The sequence below is a fragment of the Halobacillus karajensis genome, assembly GCF_900108515.1.
Taxonomy (GTDB): Bacteria; Bacillota; Bacilli; order Bacillales; family Halobacillaceae; genus Halobacillus; species Halobacillus karajensis.
In genome coordinates, this window is sequence record NZ_FNWW01000013.1 from 16,197 (window position 1) to 42,466 (window position 26,270).

Sequence of the window (26,270 nt, forward strand, 5' to 3'; positions counted from 1 at the left end):
ATGAACGTTTTAATTGTCGATGGCTATAATATGATCGGCGCTTGGCCAGAGTTGAAAAGTTTAAAAGAGAAAGATCTCGGCCAGGCGCGGGATTTACTTATAGAAAAGATGGCCGAGTACCAATCGTATACAGGGGACAGGATTATGATTGTTTTTGACGCCTATCATGTCCGGGGACTGGAAAAGAAACAGAACAATTACAAAGTCGAAGTCCTATTCACCAAAGAAAACGAAACAGCCGATGAACGTATTGAAAAGCTGGCAGGAGAATTGAATGATGTCCGCACACAAGTCTATGTAGCGACATCAGACTATGCAGAACAACGCACTATTTTTGGCCAAGGAGCTTTTCGGAAATCGGCCAGGGAACTATATATTGAAGTGAAAAACATCGAAAATCAAATAGAAAAAGACGTAGAAAGTCAGAACCAATATCCATATCAATCTAAAATCCCGATTAACAAAGAGGTAAGGGAGCTGTTTGAAAAATGGCGGCGAGGAGATAAATAATTCTGACAACTTGTTGACGCTTTTCAGAAATGTACTGTATAATATTGCTATATTGAGGTAGCACGGTCGGAGGGATCCTGTGTGAGCATCTTACAAACGGAGAAAAGCACCAATGAGTCGGATCTTAAGAAGTTGGAAGACGAAGAAATAGTTGAACGGATTAATCAAGGACAAGTCCAGGCGCTTGATTACTTGATCAATAAGTACAAGAATTTTGTTCGCGCGAAAGCTCGGACCTACTTTCTTATTGGCGCAGACCGGGAAGACATCGTCCAAGAAGGGATGATCGGTCTATACAAAGCCATCCGCGATTACAGAGAGGGAAAATTGTCGTCCTTCAAGGCCTTTGCAGAATTATGTGTCACCCGTCAAATTATCACCGCGATTAAAACCGCCACCAGACAGAAACATATCCCATTGAATTCCTACGTATCTTTGGACAAGCCTATCTATGATGAGGAATCAGACCGGACATTGCTCGATGTCATTGCTGGTTCCAAAGCTATTGATCCGCAAGAGTTAATTGTTAATAAAGAGAAGTTTTCAGACATGGAGGAGAAAATGTCTGAACTGTTAAGTGATTTGGAGAAAAAAGTGCTGGCCCTCTACTTGGATGGACGTTCCTATCAGGAAATTTCGGTCGAGCTTAGTCGACACGTGAAATCAATTGATAACGCTTTACAACGTGTGAAAAGGAAGCTCGAAAAGTACCTGGAAATCAGTGAAATCACCCTGTGAAAGCTACATTGACAGTGATCGGTAAGAGTGCTACATTTAGTGAGTATGTGTAAACCTCGAAGATTGAGGTGACGGAAATGAGGAAAAAAGTAATATTAGCCTGTACTGAATGTTTAAGTCGTAATTATAGTTCATATATAAATCGATCCAACCAATCCGAACGTCTGGAAGTCCGCAAGTTCTGCAAAAAGTGCGGGACGCATACTTTACATCGCGAGACGAAATAGAGAAGGAAGCCAGTTGGCGCAAGTTTGGGGGTATTACAGCATGTTTAAGTTCTTCAAGAATGTAGCACGAGAGATGAAGAAGGTTAGCTGGCCTAAAGGTCAGGAACTGACACGGTACACAATCACTGTCCTTTTAACGGTGGCATTCGTAGCTGTATTCTTCGCTATTGTAGATCTTGGGATTTCCCAAGTGCTTGAACTCATTGCTCAAGAATAGTAGAGTGGATTTTATGCTATAATAGGAGATAGACTTACAAAAACCCGTTCTGCGGGTTTTTTCATGTTGGAGTAATATTCATCAACTCTAGTATAAGGGAGGGAAGGGCAAGCACCTTGTCCTGTGATTATGGAAAAAAGATGGTATGTTGTGCACACCTATTCAGGTTATGAAAACAAAGTGAAGACGAACCTAGAGAAGCGTGTCGAATCTATGGGAATGGAAGATAAAATCTTCCGTGTCCTTGTCCCTGAGGACGAAGAAGCAGAAATTAAAAATGGCAAGAGAAAAATTGCAAAGAAGAAAGTATTCCCCGGGTATGTCCTGGCAGAAATGGTCATGACGGACGACTCTTGGTATGTAGTACGGAACACGCCGGGTGTGACTGGTTTTGTAGGATCTACTGGTTCTGGATCCAAGCCAATTCCTCTCCTGCCTGAAGAAGTAGAAACTGTCCTTAAACGCATGGGCATGAATGAAGAACCAAAAGCAGAGATTGACTTTGAAGTGAAGGAAAGTGTTAAAGTTACTGATGGACCTTTTGCAAACTTCACAGGGTCGATCGAATATATTGATACGGATAAACAAAAAGTTAAAGTTCATGTGAATATGTTTGGTCGTGAAACACCGGTGGAGTTGGACTTCACCCAAATCGAAAAATTATAAAATTCATCTCTCCCCTTGCATATTAGATATAAAGATGCTAGAATTTTTATGTTCTATATGCGCCCCAATGAGGGTGATTGCGTAGATCGCAATGAGTGGGAGGGGTTGAACCCTATTACCACATCACGGACTTTAAGGAGGTGTGTCTCGTGGCTAAAAAAGTTATTAATGTTGTAAAGCTTCAGATTCCTGCAGGTAAAGCTAACCCAGCGCCACCAGTAGGGCCGGCACTAGGTCAAGCAGGTATTAACATCATGGGATTCTGTAAGGAATTTAACGCTCGTACACAGGAACAAGCAGGTACGATCATTCCAGTAGAAATTACGGTTTATGAGGACCGTTCCTTTACATTCGTTACGAAAACTCCACCAGCTGCTGTTCTTCTTAAGAAAGCGGCGGGAGTTGAATCAGGTTCCGGTGAGCCGAACCGAAACAAAGTAGCTTCTGTTAAACGCGACCAAGTACGCGAAATCGCAGAAACGAAAATGCCTGATTTGAACGCTGCTGACGTTGAAGCTGCAATGCGTATGGTTGAAGGTACCGCGCGCAGCATGGGAATCACAATCGAAGATTAATCCCACAGCGTCACATGGAGATAGGAAAAGGTTGCGGAAATGGAGCTTGTGACTCTTTCGCAACCTTTATTCGTGGGAGGAAAATCCGTTAAAACCACAACGAGGAGGAAATTAATAATGGCTAAGAAAACGAAAAAGCAACAAGAACTAGAAAAACTTGTTGACCGTACAAAAGCTTATGATGTGCAAGAAGCAATCAAGCTTGTAAAAGAAACTGCAAAAGCAAACTTTGACGAAACTGTTGAAGCGGCATTCCGTCTGGGTGTAGATCCTAAGAAAGCGGACCAGCAAATCCGTGGCGCAATGGTGCTTCCACATGGTACAGGTAAATCTCAGCGTGTCCTTGTTTTCGCTAAAGGTGATAAAGCGAAAGAAGCAGAAGCAGCAGGTGCTGACTACGTAGGCGAGCAAGATTTAATCAACAAAATCAACCAAGGTTGGTTTGAATTTGATGTCGTAGTAGCAACTCCTGATATGATGGCTGAAGTAGGTAAGCTTGGTCGAGTGCTAGGACCAAAAGGTCTTATGCCAAACCCTAAAACAGGTACAGTGACATTTGAAGTTGAAAAAGCTGTTAACGAAATCAAAGCCGGTAAAGTTGAATACCGCGTTGATAAAGCAGCGAACATCCATGTTCCAATTGGAAAGGCTTCTTTCGATGAGGACAAGTTGGCTGAAAACTTCGCAGCAATCACTGAAACGCTTGTTAAAGCGAAGCCACAGGCAGCTAAAGGAACTTACATGCGTAATGCAGCTGTTTCATCTACAATGGGCCCTGGTGTCAAAGTAGACGTTTCTAGTTACACGAAGTAATAAAAAGTGTTGACTTTCCGTTACCGGTGATATATACTAGGTGACGTTGTATAAATGAATACGTTATACCGTAGACAGCAGGTGCGGTTTCCGCTTAATTTCCTGCCGAGGTGTGTGATATAAATAGAGCAGCGCCATCTGCCCTGCTCTATAAACACCTCCATGTCTTTGTGGGGGTGTTTTTTTATGAGTAAAACCTTCGAACGGTATGATGAAAAGTCAATAGGAGGTGGAACAATGAGCAGTGTTATCGAACAGAAGAAACAGGTTGTGTCTGACTTAGCTGACAAGTTCCGTGGCAGTAAATCTGCAGTTGTTGTAGACTATCGCGGACTTGACGTAGCGGAAGTTACCGAACTTCGCTCCCAGCTTCGTGAAGCAGGCGTTGATTTCAAAGTGTACAAAAACACGATGGTACGTCGTGCTGCAAACGAAGTAGAACTATCTGATCTGAACGAAGTACTTCAAGGACCAACAGCGTTGGCTTTCCATGAGGACGATGCTGTAGCTCCGGCTAAAGTATTGAACAACTTCGCTAAAGATCACGAAAACCTTGAAATCAAAGGTGGAGTAGTTGAAGGGCAAGTTGCAACTCTTGAGCAAATCAAAGAACTTGCAAACCTTCCAAACTACGAAGGTCTTGTATCTATGTTCCTAAGCGTACTACAAGCACCTGTCCGCAACTTCGCATATGCTACAAAAGCGATCGCGGACCAAAAAGAAGAAGAAAGCGCGTAAGTTAGCGTTCGTTTAAATTATAAAACAAAACCTAAGGAGGAAATTTCTCATGTCTAACGAACAAATTATCGAAGCGATTAAAGAAATGTCTGTTCTTGAGCTTAACGATCTAGTTAAAGCAATTGAAGAAGAATTTGGTGTATCTGCTGCAGCTCCAGTTGCTGCTGGCGCACCTGCTGCAGGTGGCGAAGCTGCTGAAGAGCAAACTGAATTTGATGTAGTACTAGAATCTGCTGGATCTTCTAAGATCAAAGTAGTTAAAGCAGTACGTGAAATCACTGGCGCTGGTCTTAAAGACGCTAAGGAAATGGTTGATGGAGCTCCTGCACCAATCAAAGAAGGCGTTTCTAAAGAAGAAGCTGAAGAAATTAAGTCTCAGCTTGAAGAAGCAGGCGCGACTGTCGAACTTAAGTAAGAGAATGTTTAAAGTAAAGCTCGCTGATTTATCGGCGGGCTTTCTTTTTCTTCATGGCATGGTTAAACTGGTCCTTTATTTCGATAGATGAAGATGTATTCCGGTTGTTCTTCGAAATTCTTGAGGGCTGGTCAGCCAATTCATTTCAGTAGATGAGAAAGAAGGGGGTGGGATTATGTCAGAGCATTATTATTCAAAGCAAACGAAGGCAAGCAGTGAAGAAAGGACTTGGAACTTCGAATTACTGGGTCATAATTTTACGTTTACTACAGATAATGCAGTATTTTCAAAGCGTGAAGTAGACTTCGGTTCGCGTTTGATAATCGAATCTTTTGATGAACCAGCAATTGACGGGGACTTCCTTGATATCGGTTGTGGATATGGACCGATTGGTTTGTCATTGGCGAAAAACTTTGAGGATCGCCACGTGTTCATGGTCGATGTTAATGAACGTGCTTTAGGTTTGGCCGAAAAAAATGCAGCTGATAATCATGTAACAAACATCACCATTAAAGAAAGTGATCGTTTACGTGGGGTCGCCGGGCATAAATTTGCCTCCATTCTCACAAACCCTCCGATCCGTGCGGGTAAACAAGTCGTCCATTCTATGTTTGAAGAAGCCAAAGATGCTCTACTTGATAAAGGAGAGTTGTGGGTTGTTATTCAAAAGAAGCAAGGGGCGCCATCTGCTAAGAAGAAGTTAGAAGAATTGTTCGGTCATGCAGATGTGGTGGATAAGCAAAAAGGCTACTATATCTTAAAAGCAAAAAAGTTTGACTAGCCATACCACGTGTGCTAGTATTGAAAAATGCCAATATTTCTGGTGTCTGTCAAGTCTTTTTTAAGAATTATGTATAAAAATTTGATAGATGGTCAGAATGGTAAAATCGAACACTGAAAGTAAATGAGGTTTTTATGTATGAAAAGCCTTTTTCTTTTTTGTCTAACGTTAGAGAGAAATGAAGAATCACCATTCGTTGTAAGACGGATGTTCAAATAGTGCTTGTGGCAAGATCAACCGCAAGCCTGTTCGGCATGTCTTGCCGGACCCTTTTTTCGTTATTAAAATGCTTGATTTGAGGGGTGAATCAGTTGACAGGTCAACTAGTTCAGTATGGACGACACCGCCAGCGCAGAAGTTATGCACGCATCAGTGAAGTATTGGAGTTACCTAATTTGATTGAGATTCAAACCGCTTCTTATGATTGGTTTCTAGAAGAAGGGTTGAAGGAAATGTTCCAGGACATTTCTCCAATTGAAGATTTCACAGGTAATTTGTCATTGGAGTTTGTGGACTACAGCCTTGGCGAACCAAAGTATCCAGTCGATGAGTCAAAGGATCGCGATGTAACATATAACGCACCGCTTCGTGTGAAAGTGCGTCTCTTGAATAATGAAACAGGAGAAGTGAAAGAACAAGAAGTATTTATGGGGGATTTCCCATTGATGACAGACACAGGTACCTTTGTAATCAATGGTGCTGAACGTGTTATCGTTTCTCAGCTTGTTCGTTCACCTAGTGTGTACTTCAACAAGAAGATTGATAAGAATGGTAAGAGAGGTTACACAGCTACCGTTATCCCGAACCGTGGAGCGTGGCTAGAGTTTGAAACAGATGCCAAAGACGTTGTACATGTCCGGATTGATCGAACTCGTAAGTTGCCTATTACCGTTCTTTTACGTGCCTTAGGTTTTGGTACTGATCAAGAGATTATCGATCTTATTGGTGACAATGAATACTTGAAGAATACGTTAGAAAAAGATAATACGGAGAATACAGAGAAAGCCCTACTGGAAATCTATGAGCGACTACGCCCGGGTGAGCCGCCGACAGTAGAAAATGCAAAGAGCTTACTTGTTTCCCGATTCTTCGACCCGAAACGCTATGATCTTGCGCGTGTCGGTCGTTATAAAATGAACAAGAAACTTCACATCAAAGATCGTTTGTTTAATCAGACACTGGCTGAAACACTAGTGGATGAAGAAACAGGCGAAGTGATCGCTGAAAAAGGTGACAAAATTGATCGCCGTCTATTGAATAAGCTGATCCCTCATTTTGATGACGAAGAAGGTACATTGAGTGAAGAGACATTGGAACCGGTTGACGGCGTACTTGAAGATCCTATTCAAGTTCAGTCTGTTAAAATCGTCGACCCAACAGATCCGGAAGGGGAACGTTCCATCAATGTCATTGGCAATGCCAACATTGATCGTGATGTGAAGAACATTACACCAGCGGATATTCTTTCTTCTATTAGTTATTTCTTTAACTTGTTGCACGATGTTGGGGGAACAGATGATATCGACCACCTAGGAAATCGCCGATTGCGTTCTGTAGGAGAACTACTTCAGAACCAATTCCGAATTGGTCTGTCTCGTATGGAGCGTGTCGTTCGTGAACGGATGTCGATTCAAGATACATCTTCTATCACACCGCAGCAATTAATTAATATCCGACCAGTTATTGCGTCGATCAAAGAGTTCTTTGGCAGCTCGCAATTGTCACAGTTTATGGACCAAACCAATCCACTGGCGGAATTGACACACAAACGTCGTCTATCTGCATTAGGACCTGGTGGTCTAACACGTGAACGGGCAGGGTTTGAAGTGCGTGACGTACACTATTCCCACTATGGGCGTATGTGTCCGATCGAAACACCTGAGGGACCAAACATCGGTTTGATTAACTCTCTTTCTTCTTACGCGAAGGTGAACGAATTTGGTTTTATTGAGACACCATATCGTCGTGTCGATCCGGATACGAATAAAGTAACAGCCCAGATCGATTACCTGACGGCTGATGAAGAAGACAATTATGTTGTAGCACAGGCGAATGCGAAGCTAGATGACGACGGAGCATTTATGGATGAAGAGGTTATCGCACGTTTCCGCGGGGAAAACACAGTGGTGAGCCGTGATCGTATCGACTACATGGACGTATCACCGAAGCAGGTCGTATCTGCTGCGACCGCTTGTATTCCTTTCTTAGAGAATGATGACTCCAACCGTTCCTTGATGGGTGCGAACATGCAACGTCAAGCCGTACCTTTGCTTAAACCGGATGCTCCTCTTGTAGGTACAGGTATGGAATATGTATCTGGTAAAGACTCCGGGGCTGCTGTCATTTGCAAACATGAGGGAATTGTAGAGCGTGTGGAGGCGAAAGAAGTCCGTGTGCGCCGTATTTCTGAAGTGGATGGCAAAGAAGTCGAAGGCGATCTTGATCGTTATCGTCTCCAAAAATTCATTCGATCCAATCAGGGAAGCTGCTACAATCAGCGTCCAATCGTCTCTAAGGGGGATCGTGTGAAAACAGGAGAGATTCTTGCGGACGGACCTTCCATGGACATGGGTGAGCTAGCTCTTGGTCAAAACCCGCTTGTTGCTTTCATGACATGGGATGGTTACAACTACGAGGATGCCATCATCATGAGCGAACGTCTTGTGAAAGATGATGTTTACACATCTATTCATATTGAAGAGTATGAATCAGAAGCTCGTGATACGAAGTTGGGGCCAGAAGAAATTACCCGCGATATTCCTAACGTAGGTGAAGATGCGCTTCGCGACTTGGATGACCGTGGAATTATCCGTGTTGGTGCTGAAGTCAGCGATGGAGATTTGCTTGTCGGTAAAGTGACGCCAAAAGGTGTGACAGAGCTTTCCGCAGAAGAACGCTTATTGCACGCGATCTTTGGTGAAAAAGCCCGAGAAGTCCGTGACACTTCCTTGCGTGTACCACACGGTGCGGGTGGAATTGTCCTCGATGTGAAGATTTTCAATCGGGAAGACGGTGATGAACTTCCGCCGGGAGTTAACCAGTTGATTCGTGTTTATATCGTGCAGAAGCGTAAGATTTCCGAAGGGGATAAAATGGCCGGACGTCACGGTAACAAAGGTGTAATTTCTAAGATTCTTCCAGAAGAAGATATGCCTTTCCTACCAGATGGTACGCCGGTAGATATTATGTTGAACCCTCTTGGTGTTCCGTCACGTATGAACATTGGTCAGGTGCTAGAATTACACATGGGTATGGCAGCTCGCTTGATGGGTGAGAGAATTGCTACCCCAGTATTTGACGGAGCGCGTGAGGAAGACGTTTGGGAAACATTACAAGAAGCTGGTATGTCACGTGACGCTAAAACGATCCTTTATGATGGACGTACGGGTGAGCCATTCGATAATCGTGTTTCTGTAGGGGTTATGTATATGATTAAACTAGCCCACATGGTTGACGATAAACTTCACGCCCGTTCTACTGGACCATATTCACTTGTTACGCAGCAGCCGTTGGGTGGTAAAGCTCAGTTTGGTGGACAGCGTTTTGGTGAGATGGAGGTATGGGCGCTTGAGGCATATGGTGCCGCCTATACTCTACAAGAAATCTTAACTGTTAAATCTGATGATGTTGTCGGTCGTGTGAAAACGTATGAGGCCATCGTTAAAGGTGATAACGTCCCTGAACCTGGCGTCCCTGAATCCTTCAAGGTTCTGATTAAAGAATTACAGAGTCTTGGAATGGATGTTAAGATTCTATCTGGTGACGAGCAAGAGATCGAAATGCGTGACATCGAAGAAGAGCAAACCAAAGAATCCGAGAATTTGAACTTAGACGATTAAGATAGAAACACTGCTGTAGCTCGTGTTCTAAGCTTAGGGTAAAACCTGGATACTAAAAGGGAGGTAGGCCCCTTGCTAGATGTAAATAACTTTGAGTATATGAAAATAGGCCTCGCTTCACCGGATAAGATTCGTTCTTGGTCATACGGTGAGGTTAAGAAGCCAGAAACCATCAACTATCGTACGTTGAAACCAGAAAAAGACGGTCTTTTCTGCGAGCGTATTTTCGGCCCGCAGAAAGACTGGGAATGTCATTGTGGTAAATACAAGCGTGTTCGCTATAAAGGCGTTGTTTGTGACCGCTGTGGTGTAGAAGTAACAAAAGCGAAAGTACGTCGTGAGCGTATGGGGCACCTTGAACTAGCTGCCCCTGTCTCTCACATTTGGTACTTCAAGGGTATTCCTAGCCGTATGGGTCTTGTATTAGACATGTCCCCAAGAGCGTTGGAGGAAGTCATTTACTTTGCGGCCTATATTGTTACAGACCCTGGTGAAACAGCTCTTGAGAAAAAACAGCTGCTTTCTGAGAAAGAATACCGCTCCTACCGTGAAAAATTCGGCCAAGGATTCCAAGCGGCAATGGGTGCAGAAGCGATTCGTAAGCTTCTATTCGATATCGACCTTGATGGAGAAGTGGACACGTTGAAGGAAGAGTTGAAGACAGCTCAAGGTCAGCGTCGTACACGTGCGATTAAGCGACTTGAAGTATTAGAGTCCTTCCGTAATTCCGGTAATGACCCTTCATGGATGATCCTTGACGTTCTTCCGGTTATTCCACCGGAACTTCGTCCGATGGTTCAATTGGATGGAGGACGTTTTGCAACATCTGACTTGAACGACTTATATCGTCGTGTGATCAATCGTAACAATCGCTTGAAGCGTTTGTTAGACCTTGGAGCACCGACAATCATCGTTCAAAATGAGAAGCGTATGCTTCAGGAAGCTGTCGACGCATTAATTGATAACGGCCGTCGCGGCCGTCCAGTAACTGGGCCGGGTAACCGTCCGCTTAAATCCCTTTCTCATATGTTGAAAGGTAAGCAGGGACGTTTCCGTCAAAACTTACTAGGTAAACGTGTCGATTATTCTGGACGTTCCGTTATCGTTGTAGGTCCATCCTTGAAGATGTACCAATGTGGACTTCCGAAGGAAATGGCGCTTGAATTATTCAAGCCATTCGTAATGAAAGAGCTCGTATCAAGAGGTCTTGCTCACAATATTAAATCAGCTAAGCGTAAGATTGAACGTGTACACCATGAAGTGTGGGACGTTCTAGAAGATGTCATTAAAGAGCATCCGGTTCTTCTTAACCGTGCTCCAACGTTGCACCGTTTAGGTATCCAGGCGTTTGAACCGACACTTGTGGAAGGGCGCGCTATTCGCCTCCACCCGCTTGTGTGTACGGCTTATAACGCAGACTTTGACGGAGACCAAATGGCTGTACACGTGCCACTTTCTTCAGAAGCTCAAGCTGAAGCGCGCATATTGATGCTGGCGGCTCAAAACATCCTTAACCCTAAGGATGGAAAACCGGTCGTTACGCCTTCACAGGATATGGTGTTAGGGAATTACTACTTAACACTTGAGCGAAAAGGTGCGATTGGTGAAGGAATGTTCTTCAAAGACTTGAATGAAGCTTTGATGGCATATCAGAACGGTTATGCCCACCTGCACACACGTGTGGCTGTTCAGGCTAGCTCGTTGAATAACGAAACTTTCACAGAAAAACAAAATCAGCAGCTTCTACTGACAACAGTCGGTAAGTTGATTTTCAACGAGATGCTGCCAAATTCATTCCCTTATATCAATGAACCAACGAAGGAGAACTTGGAAATCAAGACTCCAGATCATTACTTCATAGAAAAAGGGACAGATATCCGTGAAGAACTTTCTAGTCGTGAAGAAGTTTTGCCGTTCAAGAAAGGGATTCTTGGTGATATCATCGCGGAAATATTTAAACGTTTCTCCATTAGTGAAACGTCTAAAATGCTTGACCGCATGAAAGACCTCGGGTTTGCTTACTCTACGAAGGCCGGAATTACAGTCGGTGTATCTGACGTCGTGGTACTTCCTGAGAAGCAGGAAATTCTTGATGAATCTCAGAAAAAAGTAGATAAAGTCCTGAAACAATTCCGTCGAGGTCTAATCACAGAAGAAGAGCGTTATGATCGTGTTATCGATGTTTGGTCTGCTGCTAAAGATGACATCCAGAACCGTCTGATGAAATCCTTGAACCCGCGTAACCCAATCTTCATGATGAGTGACTCCGGTGCCCGTGGTAACGCATCTAACTTTACGCAGCTTGCGGGTATGCGTGGACTGATGGCCAACCCAGCTGGACGAATCATTGAATTGCCGATCAAGTCAAGTTTCCGTGAAGGTCTGACGGTACTTGAGTATTTCATCTCTACTCACGGTGCGCGTAAAGGTCTTGCCGATACCGCACTGAAGACAGCCGACTCAGGTTACTTGACGCGTCGACTTGTAGACGTTGCGCAAGATGTTATTGTACGTGAAGATGATTGCGGAACAGACCGTGGCCTGCCTGTATCTGCTCTAAAGGAAGGGTCAGAGGTAGTGGAACCGTTGATCGACCGTTTAATCGGACGTACAGCATTCCAGAGAGTGAAGCATCCTGAAACAAATGTAGTCTTGGCTGAACGAAATGAAGTCATTTCTGAAGATAGAGCAAGACAAATTGTGGAGGCTGGCATTGAGGAAATCGTAATTCGTACGGCATTCACATGTAATACGAAACACGGGGTTTGTAAGAAGTGTTATGGTCGCAACCTTGCGACTGGTGATGAAGTCGAAGTGGGTGAAGCGGTCGGAATCATCGCTGCTCAGTCTATCGGTGAACCTGGTACACAGCTTACAATGCGTACCTTCCACACAGGTGGGGTAGCCGGAGACGATATTACACAAGGTCTTCCACGTATTCAGGAAATCGTTGAAGCACGTAACCCTAAAGGTCAAGCGGTTATTACCGAAATTGACGGAACGGTTCATGAAATCAACGAAGTGAAAGAGAAGCAGGAGATTGTTGTCCAAGGTGCTGTAGAATCACGTTCTTATACAGCTCCATACGGCGCCCGCATGAAGGTTACTGTTGGTGATGAGGTCAAAGCAGGAAATCCTTTAACAGAAGGTTCCATTGATCCGAAAGAATTGCTGACAGTACAAGGATTGGATGGCGTTCAAGAGTACCTTCTTAAAGAAGTCCAAAAAGTATACCGAATGCAAGGGGTTGAAATCTCTGACAAGCACGTGGAAGTTATGGTCCGCCAAATGCTTCGTAAAGTACGTGTGCTTGATGCTGGTGATACGGATGTTCTTCCAGGGTCACTTCTTGAAATCCACCAATTTAAAGAAGCTAACCAAAAAGCACTTATGGAAGGCGGACAGCCGGCCGTTGGCCGACCTGTCATCCTTGGAATCACGAAAGCGTCTCTTGAGACAGACAGCTTCCTATCAGCCGCATCCTTCCAGGAAACAACACGTGTCCTGACCGATGCAGCTATTAAAGGTAAGCGTGATGAGTTGCTGGGACTTAAGGAGAACGTTATTATCGGTAAACTTGTTCCGGCTGGAACAGGTATGACCCGATACCGCAAGATCCAGGCGCAGTCTGAAGAGCAGCAAGAAGAGGTTCCGGAAGTAACAGAAGAGGTCACACACTCTTAAAATAAAGAATTAGATGTTAACAAGGTGTAAAATTGACGGGAGCACCAAAAAACTCACCCGAATGCAGTTGACATGCATTTGGGTGAGTGATAATATAATCAAGGTGCTTCCATTTATCCTTGTTACTTTGGAGGATATGAAGATGTCTTATGAAAAAGTAGCACAGGCTAAATCCGATATAATCATTGGAACCAAACAAACACTGAAAGCCATGAAAAATGGTGAAGTGGATGAAGTCATAACGGCTGACGATGCTGAACAGTCAATGACAGTTAAAGTAGCTGATCTGGCCCGACAACTGAACATTCCTCATACACGAGTTCCTTCAATGGAAGAGCTCGGAAATGCATGTGGCATTGATGTTGGTGCGGCTACAGTTGCGATAAAGCAATAAAGTTTTGGCGTATTGCGCGAAAGCTTTGTTTTTTGCCTTTTTATGAACCACCTGGATGTGTGGTATTAAAAGAGAACGAAGGGAGGATACAAACATGCCAACAATTAACCAATTGGTACGTAAAGGACGCGTGAGCAAAACAAAACAGTCTAACTCTCCAGCTTTGAATAAAGGTTACAACAGCTATAAAAAGCGTATGACAGACCTTTCTTCTCCACAAAAGCGTGGGGTTTGCACACGTGTTGGTACTATGACACCTAAGAAACCGAACTCTGCCCTACGTAAGTATGCACGTGTTCGTCTTACTAACCAGCTAGAGGTTAACGCGTACATCCCTGGTATCGGCCACAACCTACAGGAGCACAGTGTTGTTCTTATCCGTGGCGGTAAAGTTAAAGACTTGCCAGGTGTGCGTTACCATGTCGTACGTGGTGCCCTTGACACAGCAAGTGTTGATGGTCGTATGCAAGGCCGTTCTAAATACGGTACGAAAAAACCTAAGGCTAAAAAATAAACGATATTCCGATATCGATTAAATCATAACAACCAAGAAGGGAGGGGAACATATGCCACGTAAAGGTCCAGTAGCTAAACGTGATGTGTTACCAGATCCAATGTACAACTCTAAGCTTGTTACTCGTTTGATTAACCAAATTATGGTTAACGGTCAGCGCGGTAAAGCTCAAAAGATTCTTTATAAAGCTTTTGAACTTGTTCAGGAGCGTAGCGGAAATGAAGCTATGGAAGCTTTTGACCAAGCCATGAAGAATGTAATGCCTGTATTGGAAGTACGCGCTCGTCGTGTAGGTGGTTCCAACTACCAGGTACCTGTTGAGGTTCGCCCAGAACGTCGTCAGGCTCTAGGCTTGCGTTTCATCGTAAACTATGCGCGTCTTCGCGGAGAAAAAACGATGGAAGAGCGCTTGGCTAACGAAATTCTAGATGCAGCTAACAACACAGGTGCATCAGTGAAACGTCGTGAAGAAATGCACAAGATGGCGGAAGCTAACAAAGCATTCGCTCACTATCGCTGGTAATCACCACAAAAATAAATGTTCAAACAGGAAGGAGAAAGATGCATGGCTAGAGAGTTCTCCTTGGAAAAGACTCGTAATATCGGGATCATGGCTCACATTGACGCTGGTAAAACAACAGCGACAGAGCGTATTCTTTTCTACACAGGACGTATCCACAAAATTGGTGAAACTCACGAAGGAGCTTCCCAAATGGACTGGATGGAGCAGGAACAAGAGCGCGGAATCACAATCACTTCCGCCGCTACAACTGCTCAGTGGAAAGGTCACCGTATTAACATCATCGATACTCCTGGACACGTAGACTTCACAGTGGAAGTTGAACGTTCCTTGCGTGTACTTGATGGTTCCGTGGCTGTACTTGACGCACAGTCCGGTGTTGAGCCTCAAACAGAAACAGTTTGGCGCCAAGCTACAACATACGGTGTTCCACGTATCGTATTCATTAACAAAATGGACAAAATTGGTGCAGACTTCATCTACTCCCTAGGTACCTTGCAAGATCGCCTTGGAGCGAATGCAGCAGCTGTCCAGCTTCCTATTGGTGCGGAAGATGAATTCGAAGGAATCATTGACCTAGTAACGATGGAAGCTTACTATTACATGGACGACTTGGGAACTCGTGCAGAAGCACGTGAAATTCCTGACGAGTACAAAGATCAAGCGGAAGAGTACCGCGGTAAGCTTGTTGAAGCAGTTGCGGAACTTGACGAAGACTTGATGATGCAATACCTTGAGGGTGAAGAAATCACAAATGAACAGCTTACGAATGCTATTCGTACAGCTACCCTAAGTGTTGAATTCTACCCGGTATTCTGTGGATCAGCTTTCAAGAACAAAGGTGTCCAATTGCTAATTGATGGGGTAATTGATTACCTTCCATCTCCATTGGATGTGCCTCCAATTGAAGGTCACGTTCCACAAACGGAAGAGCACGTTGTACGTAAGTCTGATGACAACGAGCCTTTCTCTGCATTGGCCTTTAAAGTTGCCACAGACCCTTATGTAGGTAAATTGACATTCTTCCGTGTTTATTCTGGTACATTGAATGCTGGTTCTTACGTGAAAAACTCTACGAAGGATAAGCGTGAGCGTGTAGGTCGTATCCTGCAAATGCACGCCAACTCTCGTGAAGAGATTTCCACTGTATATGCAGGGGATATCGCTGGTGCAGTAGGTCTTAAGGACACTGGTACTGGTGATACTCTATGTGATGAAAAGAATCTTGTAATTCTTGAGTCTATGGAATTCCCAGAACCGGTAATCTCTGTAGCTATTGAACCTAAATCTAAAGCTGACCAAGACAAGATGTCTGTTGCTCTTGGTAAATTGGCTGAAGAAGATCCAACGTTCCAAACTGAAACAAATGTTGAAACAGGACAAACGATCATTGCTGGAATGGGTGAGCTTCACCTAGACATCATCGTTGACCGCCTGAAGCGTGAGTTTAAAGTTGAAGCGAACATTGGTGCTCCACAAGTTGCCTATCGTGAAACATTCCGCGGAAGTGCACAAGTGGAAGGTAAGTTCGTACGTCAATCCGGTGGTCGTGGACAATTCGGTCACGTATGGGTTGAATTCGAACCAAACGAAGAAGGCGCTGGATTCGAATTCGTCAACAAGATTGTCGGAGGTGTCGTACCACGTGAATATATCCCATCTGTAGAGCAAGGAATTAAAGAATCTATGGAGAACGGTGTATTGGCTGGTTACCCTATGGTCGACATCAAAGCAACTCTTTACGATGGTTCTTATCACGACGTTGACTCTAACGAAATGGCCTTTAAAGTCGCCGCATCCATGGCACTTAAAGAAGCGAAAAACAAGTGTAAGCCTGTTCTACTTGAACCAATGATGAAAGTAGAAGTAGTTATTCCAGAGGAATACATGGGCGACATCATGGGTGATGTAACTTCCCGTCGTGGACGTGTGGAAGGTATGGAAACTCGTGGTACTGCGCAAGTGGTTAAAGCATTTGTTCCACTTTCCGAAATGTTCGGTTACGCAACAGCATTGCGTTCCAACACTCAGGGTCGTGGTACGTATACGATGCACTTCGATCACTATGAAGAAGTTCCTAAGAGCATCTCTGAGGAAATCATCAAGAAAAATGCTGGTGAATAATTGATTTTTTAGACGAGTTAAAGTATAACTTGTATTGTAAGCTTAGGAGTAACTATTGCTTACTCCTAAGTTGCATAATAAATCAACAAACTAAAATTGTTACTTATCTAAAGGAGGAAATATACAATGGGTAAAGAAAAATTCGACCGGTCCAAGTCCCACGTTAACATTGGTACTATTGGACACGTTGACCACGGTAAAACTACTCTAACAGCAGCGATTACTACAGTTCTTCACAAGAAATCTGGTTCTGGTGAAGCTATGGCATATGACATGATCGACGGTGCTCCAGAAGAGCGTGAGCGTGGAATCACAATCTCCACTGCACACGTTGAGTACGAAACAGAAACTCGTCACTATGCCCACGTTGACTGCCCAGGTCACGCTGACTACGTTAAGAACATGATCACTGGTGCTGCTCAAATGGACGGTGCGATCCTAGTTGTATCCGCAGCTGACGGCCCAATGCCACAAACTCGTGAGCACATCCTACTTTCTAAAAACGTAGGTGTACCAGCAATCGTTGTATTCTTGAACAAAGTTGACATGGTAGACGACGAAGAGCTTCTTGAACTAGTAGAAATGGAAGTTCGTGACCTTCTTTCTGAGTACGACTTCGATGGTGATGACGTACCAGTAATCAGCGGTTCTGCTCTTAAAGCTCTTGAAGGTGAAGAGAAGTATGAGCAAGCAATCTTCGATCTAATGGATGCAGTTGATGAGCATGTTCCAACTCCAGACCGTGACACGGACAAGCCATTCATGATGCCAGTTGAGGACGTATTCTCAATCACTGGTCGTGGTACAGTTGCTACTGGACGTGTGGAGCGTGGACAAGTTAAAGTCGGTGACGAAGTTGAAATCATCGGTATGGCTGAAGAGTCCAGCAAGACAACAGTAACTGGTGTTGAAATGTTCCGTAAGCTTCTTGACTATGCAGAAGCTGGCGATAACATTGGTGCACTTCTTCGTGGTGTTAACCGCGATGACATCAACCGTGGTCAAGTACTAGCTAAGCCTGGTTCTATTACACCACACACAAACTTCAAAGCTGAAGTTTATGTGCTAGCAAAAGACGAAGGTGGACGTCACACTCCATTCTTCTCTAACTACCGCCCACAGTTCTACTTCCGTACTACGGATGTAACTGGCGTTATTCAACTTCCTGAAGGTGTAGAAATGGTTATGCCTGGGGATAACGTTGAAATGACTGTAGAACTTATCTCCCCAATCGCGATCGAAGACGGTACACGTTTCTCTATTCGTGAAGGTGGACGTACAGTAGGTTCTGGCGTAGTTTCTGAAATCACTAAATAATTTCAGCATTACCCATTACAAAGAACAACAGCTATTAGCTGTTGTTCTTTTTTTCTATGGAAAAATCGATCTATAAGATGGGCGGTAGTATTTTTGTAAGATGTACACCAAAGGTTTGGCTCTACACCATTAAATTGGGTTGTTTTCTAGCCTGCTTATCGTCAATGGAAGGCTCAGTGATAAAGTATGTAAGATATATAAATATGAATGTAATACTACAATGATTTTTAGATCAGCCATACTTATCAAAACAAAGGTTGATATTCATGATTCCATTTGTTTTAATAGACCATGGATTTTGAGAACGCGTTTCATTCATTTTCAAGGAATACTAGTCTAGCCCTTGAAAAATGTGTTGGACGTTAGTATAATATTTTAAGTGTCCGTAATGAAAAGAATTATGGATTTATCCTTGCAATGACCGGGTTTCTTCTATATAATAAGTAATGTTGGTCATAAAAGGCGATGAAGCGAAAGGTTGTTGACACACCCGGCCCCTTTGCCATGGCTGGTGGTCAAGTTTTTTTCGCGGAGAATGTCTATTTTAAAAATGGGCGAAGAAGGAGGGAAAATAATGGCAAAAGAGAAAATTCGTATTCGTTTAAAGGCGTATGATCACAGAGTACTTGATCAGTCCGCAGAGAAGATTGTAGACACAGCGAAGCGTTCCGGAGCTAATGTATCTGGTCCGATCCCGCTTCCAACTGAGCGTTCTGTTTATACTGTACTTCGTGCGACTCACAAGTATAAAGATGCTCGTGAGCAATTTGAAATGCGTACGCACAAACGTCTAATCGACATTGTTAATCCAACACCACAGACTGTTGATTCACTCATGCGTTTGGATCTACCATCTGGTGTGGATATCGAAATTAAACTATAAATAAATCGTTAAGATAATAGGAGGTGTAACGGATGACGAAAGGAATCTTAGGACGTAAAGTCGGCATGACTCAAATTTTCTCCGAAAATGGCGAGTTGATCCCAGTAACAGTCGTTCAAGCTGAGCCAAACGTTGTTCTTCAAAAGAAAACAGCTGAAAACGACGGTTATGAAGCGATTCAACTTGGTTTTGCTGATGAAAAGTCAAATCGTTTGAAGAAAGCCGCACAAGGCCATTCTGAAAAAGCAAACACAACACCTAAGCGCTACATTCGTGAATTCCGTAATACAAACCTTGATGACTATGAACTTGGTCAAGAGGTTAAAGTTGATATTTTTGAAGCTGGTGACGCCATCGACGTTACAGGAACTTCTAAAGGTAAAGGTTTCCAGGGTGCGATTAAGCGCCACAACCAATCCACTGGACCTAAAACACACGGTTCTCGTTTCCACCGTCGTTCTGGTTCTATGGGGCAAGGTGCTGACCCATCTAAAGTCTTCAAAGGCAAAGGTCTTGCAGGGCAAATGGGTGGAGAGACAGTCACTCTACAAAACCTTGAAGTAGTTAAAGTTGACGCTGAGCGTAATCTACTACTTATCAAAGGAAATGTTCCAGGCGCGAAAAAATCTTACGTTAAGATTACAAGTGCAATTAAGGCTAGCAAATAATAAACGAAGGGAGGATATGTCATGCCTAAAGTAGCACTATTAAACCAAGGCGGTTCAAACGTTGGTGAAATCGAACTAAACGAGTCCGTTTTTGGGATTGAACCTAATACTCACGTATTACACGAAACTGTGTTGATGCAACGCGCGAATCTTCGCCAAGGCACACACAAAGTTAAAGGACGTTCGGAAGTTAGCGGCGGTGGACGTAAACCATGGCGCCAAAAAGGTACAGGACGCGCGCGTCAAGGATCCATCCGTGCTCCACAATGGGTAGGTGGCGGAACTGTATTCGGTCCAACACCACGCAGCTACAGCTACACAATTCCTAAAAAAGTACGTCGTTTGGCACTTCAATCTGCTTTCTCTTCTAAAGTGAAAGAAGAAAACATCATTGTTCTTGAAAGCCTATCTCTAGATGCTCCAAAAACAAAAGAAGTGGTGAACATTCTTAAGGCACTAGATGTTAACGAGAAAGCATTGATCGTCACTGCTGAGGAAGACGAAAATGTAACTCTTTCTTCTAATAACATCCCTACAGTGAAAAGTATTCCTGTAGAACAAGTAAGTGTGTTAGACTTGCTAACGCATGACAAGCTGATCCTTACTAAGGAAGCAGCTGAAAAAGCAGGGGAGGTGCTCTCATAATGAAAGAACCACGCGATATCATCAAGCGCCCTGTCATTACTGAACATTCTGCTGATCTTATGGGAGAAAAGAAATATACGTTCGAAGTTAGCCCGAAAGCTAACAAAACTGAGATTAAAAAAGCAGTTGAAGAAATCTTTGGTGTAAATGTTGCTTCTGTCAACACTATGAACCTTAAAGGTAAATTCAAACGTATGGGTCGTTACGGCGGCTACCGCTCCGATCGTAAGAAAGCAGTTATCACTTTGACTCAGGACAGTGAAGAACTAGAATTCTTCGAAGTTTAAAATATACTAAATGATAAATGAAGGAGGGAAATAAAGATGGCGATTAAAAAGTTCAGACCAATTACTAACGGTCGTCGACACATGTCAGTTTCTGATTTCGCTGAAATCACTACTGACAAACCTGAACGCTCCCTGGTCACTCCACTTCACAAAAAAGGTGGACGTAACAACCAAGGTAAGCTGACAGTTCGTCATCAGGGCGGAGGTCATAAGCGTCAGTATCGTATTATTGACTTTAAGCGTGACAAAGATGGAATACCTGGACGCGTTGCTACAATCGAATACGATCCGAACCGCTCCGCTAATATTGCACTAATCAACTATGTTGATGGTGAAAAACGTTACATCCTAGCTCCTAAAGGTGTTAAGGTAGGAACGGAAATTCTTTCTGGTGAAGGTGCAGATATTAAACCAGGTAACGCCCTTCAACTTAAAGATATTCCAGTTGGTACAATTGTACACAACGTAGAATTGAAACCAGGACGCGGAGGACAACTCGTCCGTTCTGCAGGTGCTTCTGCACAAATTCTTGGTCGTGAAGAAAAATATACGCTCGTACGCCTTACTTCTGGTGAAGTTCGTCTAGTGCTAAGCTCTTGCCGCGCAACAATCGGTCAAGTAGGTAACTTGGAGCACGAACTGATCAGTGTAGGTAAAGCTGGACGTTCTCGTTGGAAAGGTAAGCGCCCTACAGTACGTGGTTCTGTTATGAACCCTAGTGATCACCCGCACGGTGGTGGTGAAGGACGCGCACCAATCGGTATGCCATCTCCTGTATCTCCATGGGGTAAACCAACTCTTGGATACAAGACGAGAAAACGCAACAAACCGTCTGATAAATATATCGTACGCAGACGCGGTAAAAAATAACGGGATTGTCGGGCGGGCAATAGAACCCGTCTCTCAATCACGAAGGGAGGTTTATTCATGGGCCGCAGCCTGAAAAAAGGACCTTTTGTAGATGATCATTTAATGAAAAAAGTCGAAAAGTTGAACGAAGATAATAAACAGCAGGTCGTGAAGACTTGGTCTCGCCGTTCTACTATCTTCCCTAACTTCGTCGGACACACGATTGCCGTTTATGACGGTCGTAAGCACGTACCAGTTTATGTGACTGAAGACATGGTTGGTCACAAACTAGGTGAATTCGCGCCATCCCGTACGTTCAAGGGACACTCTGGCGACGATAAGAAAACAAAACGTTAATATAGAGAGGAGGCACTCTAATGCAAGCTAAAGCAGTTGCTAAAACCGTACGTATCGCTCCTCGTAAAGCTCGTTTGGTAATTGATTTAATTCGAGGAAAAAATGTAGGCGAAGCACTAGCGACACTTCGTCTAACACAGCGTGGTGCATCTCCAGTAGTTGAGAAACTTCTTAACTCTGCGATCGCTAACGCAGAACACAATTATGAAATGGACCCGGAAAACTTATACGTTTCCGAAGCGTTTGTAAATGAAGGCGTAACTCTTAAACGATTCCGCCCTCGCGCAATGGGCCGTGCAAGCCAAATCAACAAACGCACCAGCCACATTACAGTGGTCGTATCAGAAAAAAAGGAGGGATAATCAGTGGGTCAAAAAATTAATCCGGTAGGTCTTCGAATCGGCGTCATCCGCGATTGGGAATCCAAGTGGTACGCTGGCAAAGACTATGCAGACTTGTTACATGAAGACATTAAGATTCGTGAATATGTTGAAAATCGTCTTAAAGATGCTGCGCTTTCTACTGTAGAAATTGAACGTGCAGCAAACCGTGTAAACATTACTGTGCACACAGCTAAGCCAGGAATGGTTATCGGTAAAGGCGGTTCTGAAGTAGAAGCACTTCGTAAAGCTTTAAACCAACTAACTGGTAAACGCGTTCACATCAACATCGTTGAAGTGAAGAAGCCAGACCTAGATGCTACTCTTGTAGCTGATAACATTGCACGTCAATTGGAAAACCGCGTATCTTTCCGTCGTGCTCAAAAACAAACGATCCAACGCGCTATGCGTGCAGGAGCTAAAGGTATTCGTACTCAAGTATCTGGTCGTCTAGGTGGCGCGGATATCGCTCGTGCTGAATATTACAGTGAAGGAACAGTACCACTACACACACTTCGTGCAGATATCGACTACGGAACTGCAGAAGCTGACACTACTTACGGTAAGCTTGGTGTTAAAGTGTGGATTTATCGTGGAGAAGTCCTTCCAACTAAAACAGACAAGTAAGGAAGGGGGAAAAGCATTATGTTAATGCCTAAACGTGTTAAATATCGTCGTCAACACCGCACAAGCTTAAAAGGCCGCGCTAAAGGCGGTACTGAAGTAGCATTCGGTGAGTATGGTTTGCAAGCAATCGATCCTGCATGGATCACAGCCCGTCAAATCGAGGCCGCGCGTATCGCGATGACTCGTTACATGAAACGTGGCGGTAAAGTTTGGATTAAAATCTTCCCTGATAAGCCTTATACTGCTAAACCCCTAGAAGTACGTATGGGTTCCGGTAAAGGTGCTCCAGAAGGCTTCGTAGCTGTAGTGAAGCCAGGGAAAATCATGTTCGAAATCGCAGGTGTATCTGAAGAGGTTGCACGCGAAGCGTTGCGTCTTGCTTCACACAAACTGCCGATTCGTACGAAATTCGTAAAACGTGAAGAAATTGGTGGTGAAATCAATGAAGGCTAATGAGATCCGTGAATTAACCACTGCCGAAATTGAACAAAAAGTTAAGTCTCTTAAAGAAGAACTTTTCAACCTACGCTTCCAATTGGCAACAGGTCAACTCGAGAACACTGCACGTATCCGTGAAGTTCGCAAATCAATCGCTCGCATGAAGACTGTTGCACGTGAACGTGAGCTAGGCGTAAATAACTAATAGATGAGAGGAGGTCACCCTCACATGACTGAACGTAATAATCGTAAAGTTTATACTGGCCGTGTCGTTTCTGACAAAATGGATAAAACCATCACTGTACTAGTAGAAACTTATAAGTTCCACAAGCTTTACGGCAAGCGCGTAAAGTATTCCAAAAAGTTCAAAGCACATGACGAAAACAACCAAGCTAAAAACGGTGATATCGTAAGCATCATGGAAACTCGTCCATTATCTGCTTCCAAGCGTTTCCGTTTGCTAGAAGTTGTTGAAGAGTCTGTCATTATCTAAATAAAGTTCGCTCGGAGTTAATCCGAAGGGAGGTTACATGGTATGATTCAACAGGAGTCTCGTCTGAAAGTTGCAGATAACTCTGGTGCTCGTGAAATCCAAACGATTAAAGTATTGGGTGGATCCGGCCGTAAAACAGCAAACATTGGTGATATCATCACGGCTACTGTGAAACAGGCAACACCAGGAGGCGTTGTTAAAAAAGGTGAAGTAGTAAAAGCTGTTATCGTACGTTCTAAGAGTGGGGTACGCCGTAAAGATGGTTCTTACATCCGTTTTGATGAAAACGCAGCAGTAATCGTGCGTGATGACAAAGGACCACGCGGTACTCGTATCTTTGGACCGGTAGCTCGTGAACTTCGTGATGCTAAATTCATGAAGATTGTATCTCTTGCTCCAGAAGTATTATAAAAGCCTGAATGAAATGCCTTGTTAAGGAGGTGCGCGAAGAATGCACGTAAAAAAAGGTGACAAAGTAATGGTTATTACTGGTAAGGATAAAGGCAAGCAAGGAACTATCCTTGAAGCTTATCCGAAAAAAGATCGTGTCCTTGTTGAGGGTGTGAACGAAGTGAAAAAACACGCTAAACCTTCTCAAGAAAACCCGCAGGGTGGTATCTTGACACAAGAAGCAGCGATCCACGTATCCAACGTAATGCCAATCGACCCTAAGACTGGTGAGCCGACACGTGTTGGTTACAAAGTCGAGGACGGCAAGAAAGTTCGTATCGCGAAAAAATCTGGTGAAGCGCTAGATAAATAAGCCATACAGGAAAGGAGGGCCACACGATGAACGAACTAAAGAAACAATATCAAGAAGAAGTTGTTCCATCTTTGATGAACAAATTTGAATATGATTCTATTATGCAGACACCAAAAGTTGAGAAAATTGTTGTCAACATGGGTGTGGGTGACGCTGTTCAAAACGCGAAAGCACTTGACACAGCAGTTGAAGAACTAACATTGATTACTGGTCAGAAGCCAGTTATCACTAAAGCGAAGAAATCAATTGCAGGATTCCGCCTACGTGAAGGTATGCCAATCGGTGCGAAAGTTACACTTCGTGGAGAGCGTATGTACGAATTCCTCCAAAAGCTGATTGCAGTATCTCTACCACGTGTGCGTGACTTCCGTGGTATTTCCAAGAAAGCTTTTGACGGTCGTGGAAACTACACGCTTGGTATTAAAGAGCAATTGATTTTCCCAGAGATCGATTACGATAAGGTTAACAAAGTGCGTGGTATGGATATCGTTATTGTCACAACTGCTGACTCTGACGAAGAAGCACGTGAACTATTAGCTCAGTTCGGTATGCCGTTCCAAAAATAATGAGCTAACTATAAGGAGGGAAAATAGTGGCTAAAAAATCAATGGTCGCGAAGCAACAGCGTAAACAGAAGTACCAAGTACGCGAATACACTCGTTGTGAACGCTGCGGACGTCCGCACTCCGTACTTCGTAAGTTTAAGCTTTGCCGTATTTGTTTCCGTGAACTTGCATATAAAGGTCAAATCCCTGGTGTCAAAAAAGCCAGCTGGTAAACCCGAAACAGGGAAGGAGGTTAATGAGTTATGACAATGACAGATCCAATTGCAGATATGCTGACACGTATTCGTAACGCTAACATGGTGCGTCACGAGAAGCTTGAACTACCAGCTTCCAACGTTAAAAAAGAAATCGCTGATATCCTTAAGCGTGAAGGTTTTGTGCGTGATTATGAATTTGTTGAAGACAACAAACAAGGTGTCCTTCGCATTTTCCTTAAGTACGGTCAAAACAATGAACGTGTAATTTCCGGTGTGAAGCGTATCAGTAAACCAGGTCTACGTGTTTACGCTAACGCTGAAGAACTTCCGAAAGTTCTTAACGGTCTAGGCGTAGCCGTCGTATCTACTTCAAAAGGTGTATTGACAGATAAAGAAGCTCGTGAACAAGCCATCGGTGGCGAAGTTCTAGCTTACATCTGGTAAAAAAACAGATCAGACAGGAGGTGCAAAAATATGTCTCGCGTAGGTTTAAAATCACTTGAAATCCCTGAGGGTGTAGAAATCATTCAGGATGACAACACGATTACGGTTAAAGGTCCAAAAGGAGAATTAACTCGTACATTCCACAAGGACATCACAGTTAAAGTTGAGGACAACATTCTTACTGTAGAGCGTCCAAGTGATCACAAAGATCACCGTGCTCTTCACGGAACTACACGCAGCCTGATCGGTAACATGGTTGAAGGTGTTTCTAAAGGCTTCGAGAAAAGCCTTGAAATCATCGGTGTTGGTTACCGTGCTCAAAAACAGGGCCAAACAGTAGTAATCAACGCTGGTTACTCTCACCCTGTTGAGATCGAAAACCATGAAGGTATCGAAATTGAAGTACCTGCTAACACAAAAGTTACCGTTAAAGGTATCGATAAAGAACTAGTTGGTGCTGTTGCTGCGAAGATTCGTGCTATCCGTCCTCCAGAGCCTTATAAAGGTAAAGGAATTCGCTACGAAGGCGAATATGTACGCAGAAAAGAAGGTAAAACAGCTAAGTAAGGTTCATAGCTAATGTATAGAAAGGAGTGACCCT

The 26,270-nt window shown here is 43.7% G+C and carries 34 protein-coding genes and 1 other annotated feature; all 34 genes read left to right on the forward strand.

The window, feature by feature from the left end:
• The 34 genes from BLW54_RS18460 to rplF all read left to right on the forward strand — a co-directional run bounded on the left by BLW54_RS18460 (position 1) and on the right by rplF (position 26,236).
• Positions 1 to 510, forward strand: coding sequence for an NYN domain-containing protein (locus BLW54_RS18460; RefSeq protein ID WP_074736200.1), 510 nt, complete (start codon positions 1 to 3; stop codon positions 508 to 510).
• Between the two features lie 81 nt (positions 511 to 591).
• Complete coding sequence (gene sigH, locus BLW54_RS18465) at positions 592 to 1,248, forward strand: RNA polymerase sporulation sigma factor SigH (protein WP_074736202.1); 657 nt, start codon at positions 592 to 594, stop codon at positions 1,246 to 1,248.
• A 77-nt stretch (positions 1,249 to 1,325) separates the two neighbouring features.
• Positions 1,326 to 1,475, forward strand: coding sequence for a 50S ribosomal protein L33 (gene rpmG, locus BLW54_RS18470; RefSeq protein ID WP_074736204.1), 150 nt, complete (start codon positions 1,326 to 1,328; stop codon positions 1,473 to 1,475).
• 40 nt (positions 1,476 to 1,515) lie between these two features.
• Positions 1,516 to 1,692, forward strand: a complete 177-nt coding sequence (gene secE, locus BLW54_RS18475; RefSeq protein ID WP_035511719.1) for a preprotein translocase subunit SecE — start codon at positions 1,516 to 1,518, stop codon at positions 1,690 to 1,692.
• Positions 1,693 to 1,821: 129 nt separating this feature from the next.
• Entirely contained in the window at positions 1,822 to 2,358 is a 537-nt protein-coding gene (gene nusG, locus BLW54_RS18480) for a transcription termination/antitermination protein NusG (RefSeq protein ID WP_035511718.1), read from the forward strand.
• A gap of 149 nt (positions 2,359 to 2,507) precedes the next feature.
• Entirely contained in the window at positions 2,508 to 2,933 is a 426-nt protein-coding gene (gene rplK, locus BLW54_RS18485) for a 50S ribosomal protein L11 (protein WP_035511717.1), read from the forward strand.
• Between the two features lie 117 nt (positions 2,934 to 3,050).
• On the forward strand, positions 3,051 to 3,746 hold the full coding sequence (rplA, locus tag BLW54_RS18490; RefSeq protein ID WP_035511715.1) for a 50S ribosomal protein L1: 696 nt from the start codon (positions 3,051 to 3,053) through the stop codon (positions 3,744 to 3,746).
• A gap of 50 nt (positions 3,747 to 3,796) precedes the next feature.
• Positions 3,797 to 3,940 (forward strand) — a sequence feature (ribosomal protein L10 leader region).
• Positions 3,941 to 3,983: 43 nt separating this feature from the next.
• Positions 3,984 to 4,484, forward strand: coding sequence for a 50S ribosomal protein L10 (gene rplJ, locus BLW54_RS18495; protein WP_035511713.1), 501 nt, complete (start codon positions 3,984 to 3,986; stop codon positions 4,482 to 4,484).
• A 49-nt stretch (positions 4,485 to 4,533) separates the two neighbouring features.
• Entirely contained in the window at positions 4,534 to 4,899 is a 366-nt protein-coding gene (gene rplL / locus BLW54_RS18500) for a 50S ribosomal protein L7/L12 (RefSeq protein ID WP_035511711.1), read from the forward strand.
• A gap of 175 nt (positions 4,900 to 5,074) precedes the next feature.
• The gene (locus BLW54_RS18505) at positions 5,075 to 5,680 is read left to right on the forward strand and encodes a class I SAM-dependent methyltransferase (RefSeq protein ID WP_074736207.1); all 606 of its coding nucleotides are present in this window, start codon (positions 5,075 to 5,077) and stop codon (positions 5,678 to 5,680) included.
• Positions 5,681 to 5,991: 311 nt separating this feature from the next.
• On the forward strand, positions 5,992 to 9,519 hold the full coding sequence (rpoB, locus tag BLW54_RS18510) for a DNA-directed RNA polymerase subunit beta (RefSeq protein WP_035511708.1): 3,528 nt from the start codon (positions 5,992 to 5,994) through the stop codon (positions 9,517 to 9,519).
• A gap of 72 nt (positions 9,520 to 9,591) precedes the next feature.
• Positions 9,592 to 13,203 (forward strand): DNA-directed RNA polymerase subunit beta', encoded by a 3,612-nt coding sequence (gene rpoC, locus BLW54_RS18515; protein WP_035511706.1) that lies wholly within the window; start codon positions 9,592 to 9,594, stop codon positions 13,201 to 13,203.
• A gap of 142 nt (positions 13,204 to 13,345) precedes the next feature.
• Positions 13,346 to 13,597 carry a ribosomal L7Ae/L30e/S12e/Gadd45 family protein gene (locus BLW54_RS18520; protein WP_035511704.1) on the forward strand — a complete coding sequence of 84 codons (252 nt, stop codon included), beginning with the start codon at positions 13,346 to 13,348 and terminating at the stop codon, positions 13,595 to 13,597.
• 94 nt (positions 13,598 to 13,691) lie between these two features.
• Positions 13,692 to 14,111: a 30S ribosomal protein S12 gene (gene rpsL / locus BLW54_RS18525; RefSeq protein WP_035511702.1), complete on the forward strand. Its 420-nt coding sequence runs from the start codon at positions 13,692 to 13,694 to the stop codon at positions 14,109 to 14,111.
• Positions 14,112 to 14,163: 52 nt separating this feature from the next.
• Positions 14,164 to 14,634 (forward strand): 30S ribosomal protein S7, encoded by a 471-nt coding sequence (rpsG, locus tag BLW54_RS18530; RefSeq protein ID WP_035511700.1) that lies wholly within the window; start codon positions 14,164 to 14,166, stop codon positions 14,632 to 14,634.
• 42 nt (positions 14,635 to 14,676) lie between these two features.
• Positions 14,677 to 16,755: an elongation factor G gene (gene fusA, locus BLW54_RS18535; protein WP_074736209.1), complete on the forward strand. Its 2,079-nt coding sequence runs from the start codon at positions 14,677 to 14,679 to the stop codon at positions 16,753 to 16,755.
• A 126-nt stretch (positions 16,756 to 16,881) separates the two neighbouring features.
• Entirely contained in the window at positions 16,882 to 18,072 is a 1,191-nt protein-coding gene (gene tuf, locus BLW54_RS18540; RefSeq protein WP_035511696.1) for an elongation factor Tu, read from the forward strand.
• A gap of 574 nt (positions 18,073 to 18,646) precedes the next feature.
• Positions 18,647 to 18,955 carry a 30S ribosomal protein S10 gene (gene rpsJ, locus BLW54_RS18550; RefSeq protein ID WP_035511694.1) on the forward strand — a complete coding sequence of 103 codons (309 nt, stop codon included), beginning with the start codon at positions 18,647 to 18,649 and terminating at the stop codon, positions 18,953 to 18,955.
• Positions 18,956 to 18,987: 32 nt separating this feature from the next.
• Positions 18,988 to 19,623 (forward strand): 50S ribosomal protein L3, encoded by a 636-nt coding sequence (gene rplC, locus BLW54_RS18555; RefSeq protein WP_035511693.1) that lies wholly within the window; start codon positions 18,988 to 18,990, stop codon positions 19,621 to 19,623.
• Between the two features lie 21 nt (positions 19,624 to 19,644).
• Entirely contained in the window at positions 19,645 to 20,268 is a 624-nt protein-coding gene (rplD, locus tag BLW54_RS18560) for a 50S ribosomal protein L4 (RefSeq protein WP_074736213.1), read from the forward strand.
• Complete coding sequence (gene rplW / locus BLW54_RS18565) at positions 20,268 to 20,555, forward strand: 50S ribosomal protein L23 (protein ID WP_035511690.1); 288 nt, start codon at positions 20,268 to 20,270, stop codon at positions 20,553 to 20,555. The genes rplD and rplW overlap by 1 nt, the downstream gene beginning before the upstream one ends.
• Positions 20,556 to 20,591: 36 nt before the next feature.
• A complete protein-coding gene (gene rplB, locus BLW54_RS18570) occupies positions 20,592 to 21,425 on the forward strand; it encodes a 50S ribosomal protein L2 (RefSeq protein WP_035511688.1) in 834 nt (277 codons plus the stop codon).
• Between the two features lie 57 nt (positions 21,426 to 21,482).
• A complete protein-coding gene (gene rpsS / locus BLW54_RS18575; protein WP_035511685.1) occupies positions 21,483 to 21,761 on the forward strand; it encodes a 30S ribosomal protein S19 in 279 nt (92 codons plus the stop codon).
• A gap of 20 nt (positions 21,762 to 21,781) precedes the next feature.
• On the forward strand, positions 21,782 to 22,123 hold the full coding sequence (rplV, locus tag BLW54_RS18580) for a 50S ribosomal protein L22 (RefSeq protein WP_035511684.1): 342 nt from the start codon (positions 21,782 to 21,784) through the stop codon (positions 22,121 to 22,123).
• Between the two features lie 3 nt (positions 22,124 to 22,126).
• Positions 22,127 to 22,768 carry a 30S ribosomal protein S3 gene (gene rpsC / locus BLW54_RS18585; RefSeq protein WP_035511682.1) on the forward strand — a complete coding sequence of 214 codons (642 nt, stop codon included), beginning with the start codon at positions 22,127 to 22,129 and terminating at the stop codon, positions 22,766 to 22,768.
• 18 nt (positions 22,769 to 22,786) lie between these two features.
• Positions 22,787 to 23,221: a 50S ribosomal protein L16 gene (gene rplP, locus BLW54_RS18590; protein ID WP_027953416.1), complete on the forward strand. Its 435-nt coding sequence runs from the start codon at positions 22,787 to 22,789 to the stop codon at positions 23,219 to 23,221.
• Positions 23,211 to 23,411 carry a 50S ribosomal protein L29 gene (gene rpmC / locus BLW54_RS18595; protein ID WP_008636054.1) on the forward strand — a complete coding sequence of 67 codons (201 nt, stop codon included), beginning with the start codon at positions 23,211 to 23,213 and terminating at the stop codon, positions 23,409 to 23,411. Before rplP ends, rpmC begins: the two co-directional genes overlap by 11 nt.
• Positions 23,412 to 23,435: 24 nt before the next feature.
• Entirely contained in the window at positions 23,436 to 23,699 is a 264-nt protein-coding gene (gene rpsQ / locus BLW54_RS18600; protein ID WP_035511679.1) for a 30S ribosomal protein S17, read from the forward strand.
• A gap of 42 nt (positions 23,700 to 23,741) precedes the next feature.
• The gene (gene rplN, locus BLW54_RS18605; RefSeq protein ID WP_035511677.1) at positions 23,742 to 24,110 is read left to right on the forward strand and encodes a 50S ribosomal protein L14; all 369 of its coding nucleotides are present in this window, start codon (positions 23,742 to 23,744) and stop codon (positions 24,108 to 24,110) included.
• A gap of 40 nt (positions 24,111 to 24,150) precedes the next feature.
• Positions 24,151 to 24,462 carry a 50S ribosomal protein L24 gene (gene rplX / locus BLW54_RS18610; protein ID WP_035511676.1) on the forward strand — a complete coding sequence of 104 codons (312 nt, stop codon included), beginning with the start codon at positions 24,151 to 24,153 and terminating at the stop codon, positions 24,460 to 24,462.
• A 26-nt stretch (positions 24,463 to 24,488) separates the two neighbouring features.
• On the forward strand, positions 24,489 to 25,028 hold the full coding sequence (gene rplE / locus BLW54_RS18615; RefSeq protein WP_035511675.1) for a 50S ribosomal protein L5: 540 nt from the start codon (positions 24,489 to 24,491) through the stop codon (positions 25,026 to 25,028).
• A gap of 26 nt (positions 25,029 to 25,054) precedes the next feature.
• Complete coding sequence (locus BLW54_RS18620; RefSeq protein WP_035511674.1) at positions 25,055 to 25,240, forward strand: type Z 30S ribosomal protein S14; 186 nt, start codon at positions 25,055 to 25,057, stop codon at positions 25,238 to 25,240.
• A 30-nt stretch (positions 25,241 to 25,270) separates the two neighbouring features.
• Positions 25,271 to 25,669, forward strand: a complete 399-nt coding sequence (rpsH, locus tag BLW54_RS18625; RefSeq protein WP_035511672.1) for a 30S ribosomal protein S8 — start codon at positions 25,271 to 25,273, stop codon at positions 25,667 to 25,669.
• Between the two features lie 30 nt (positions 25,670 to 25,699).
• Positions 25,700 to 26,236 (forward strand): 50S ribosomal protein L6, encoded by a 537-nt coding sequence (rplF, locus tag BLW54_RS18630; protein ID WP_035511670.1) that lies wholly within the window; start codon positions 25,700 to 25,702, stop codon positions 26,234 to 26,236.
• The last annotated feature ends 34 nt before the right edge of the window (positions 26,237 to 26,270 follow it).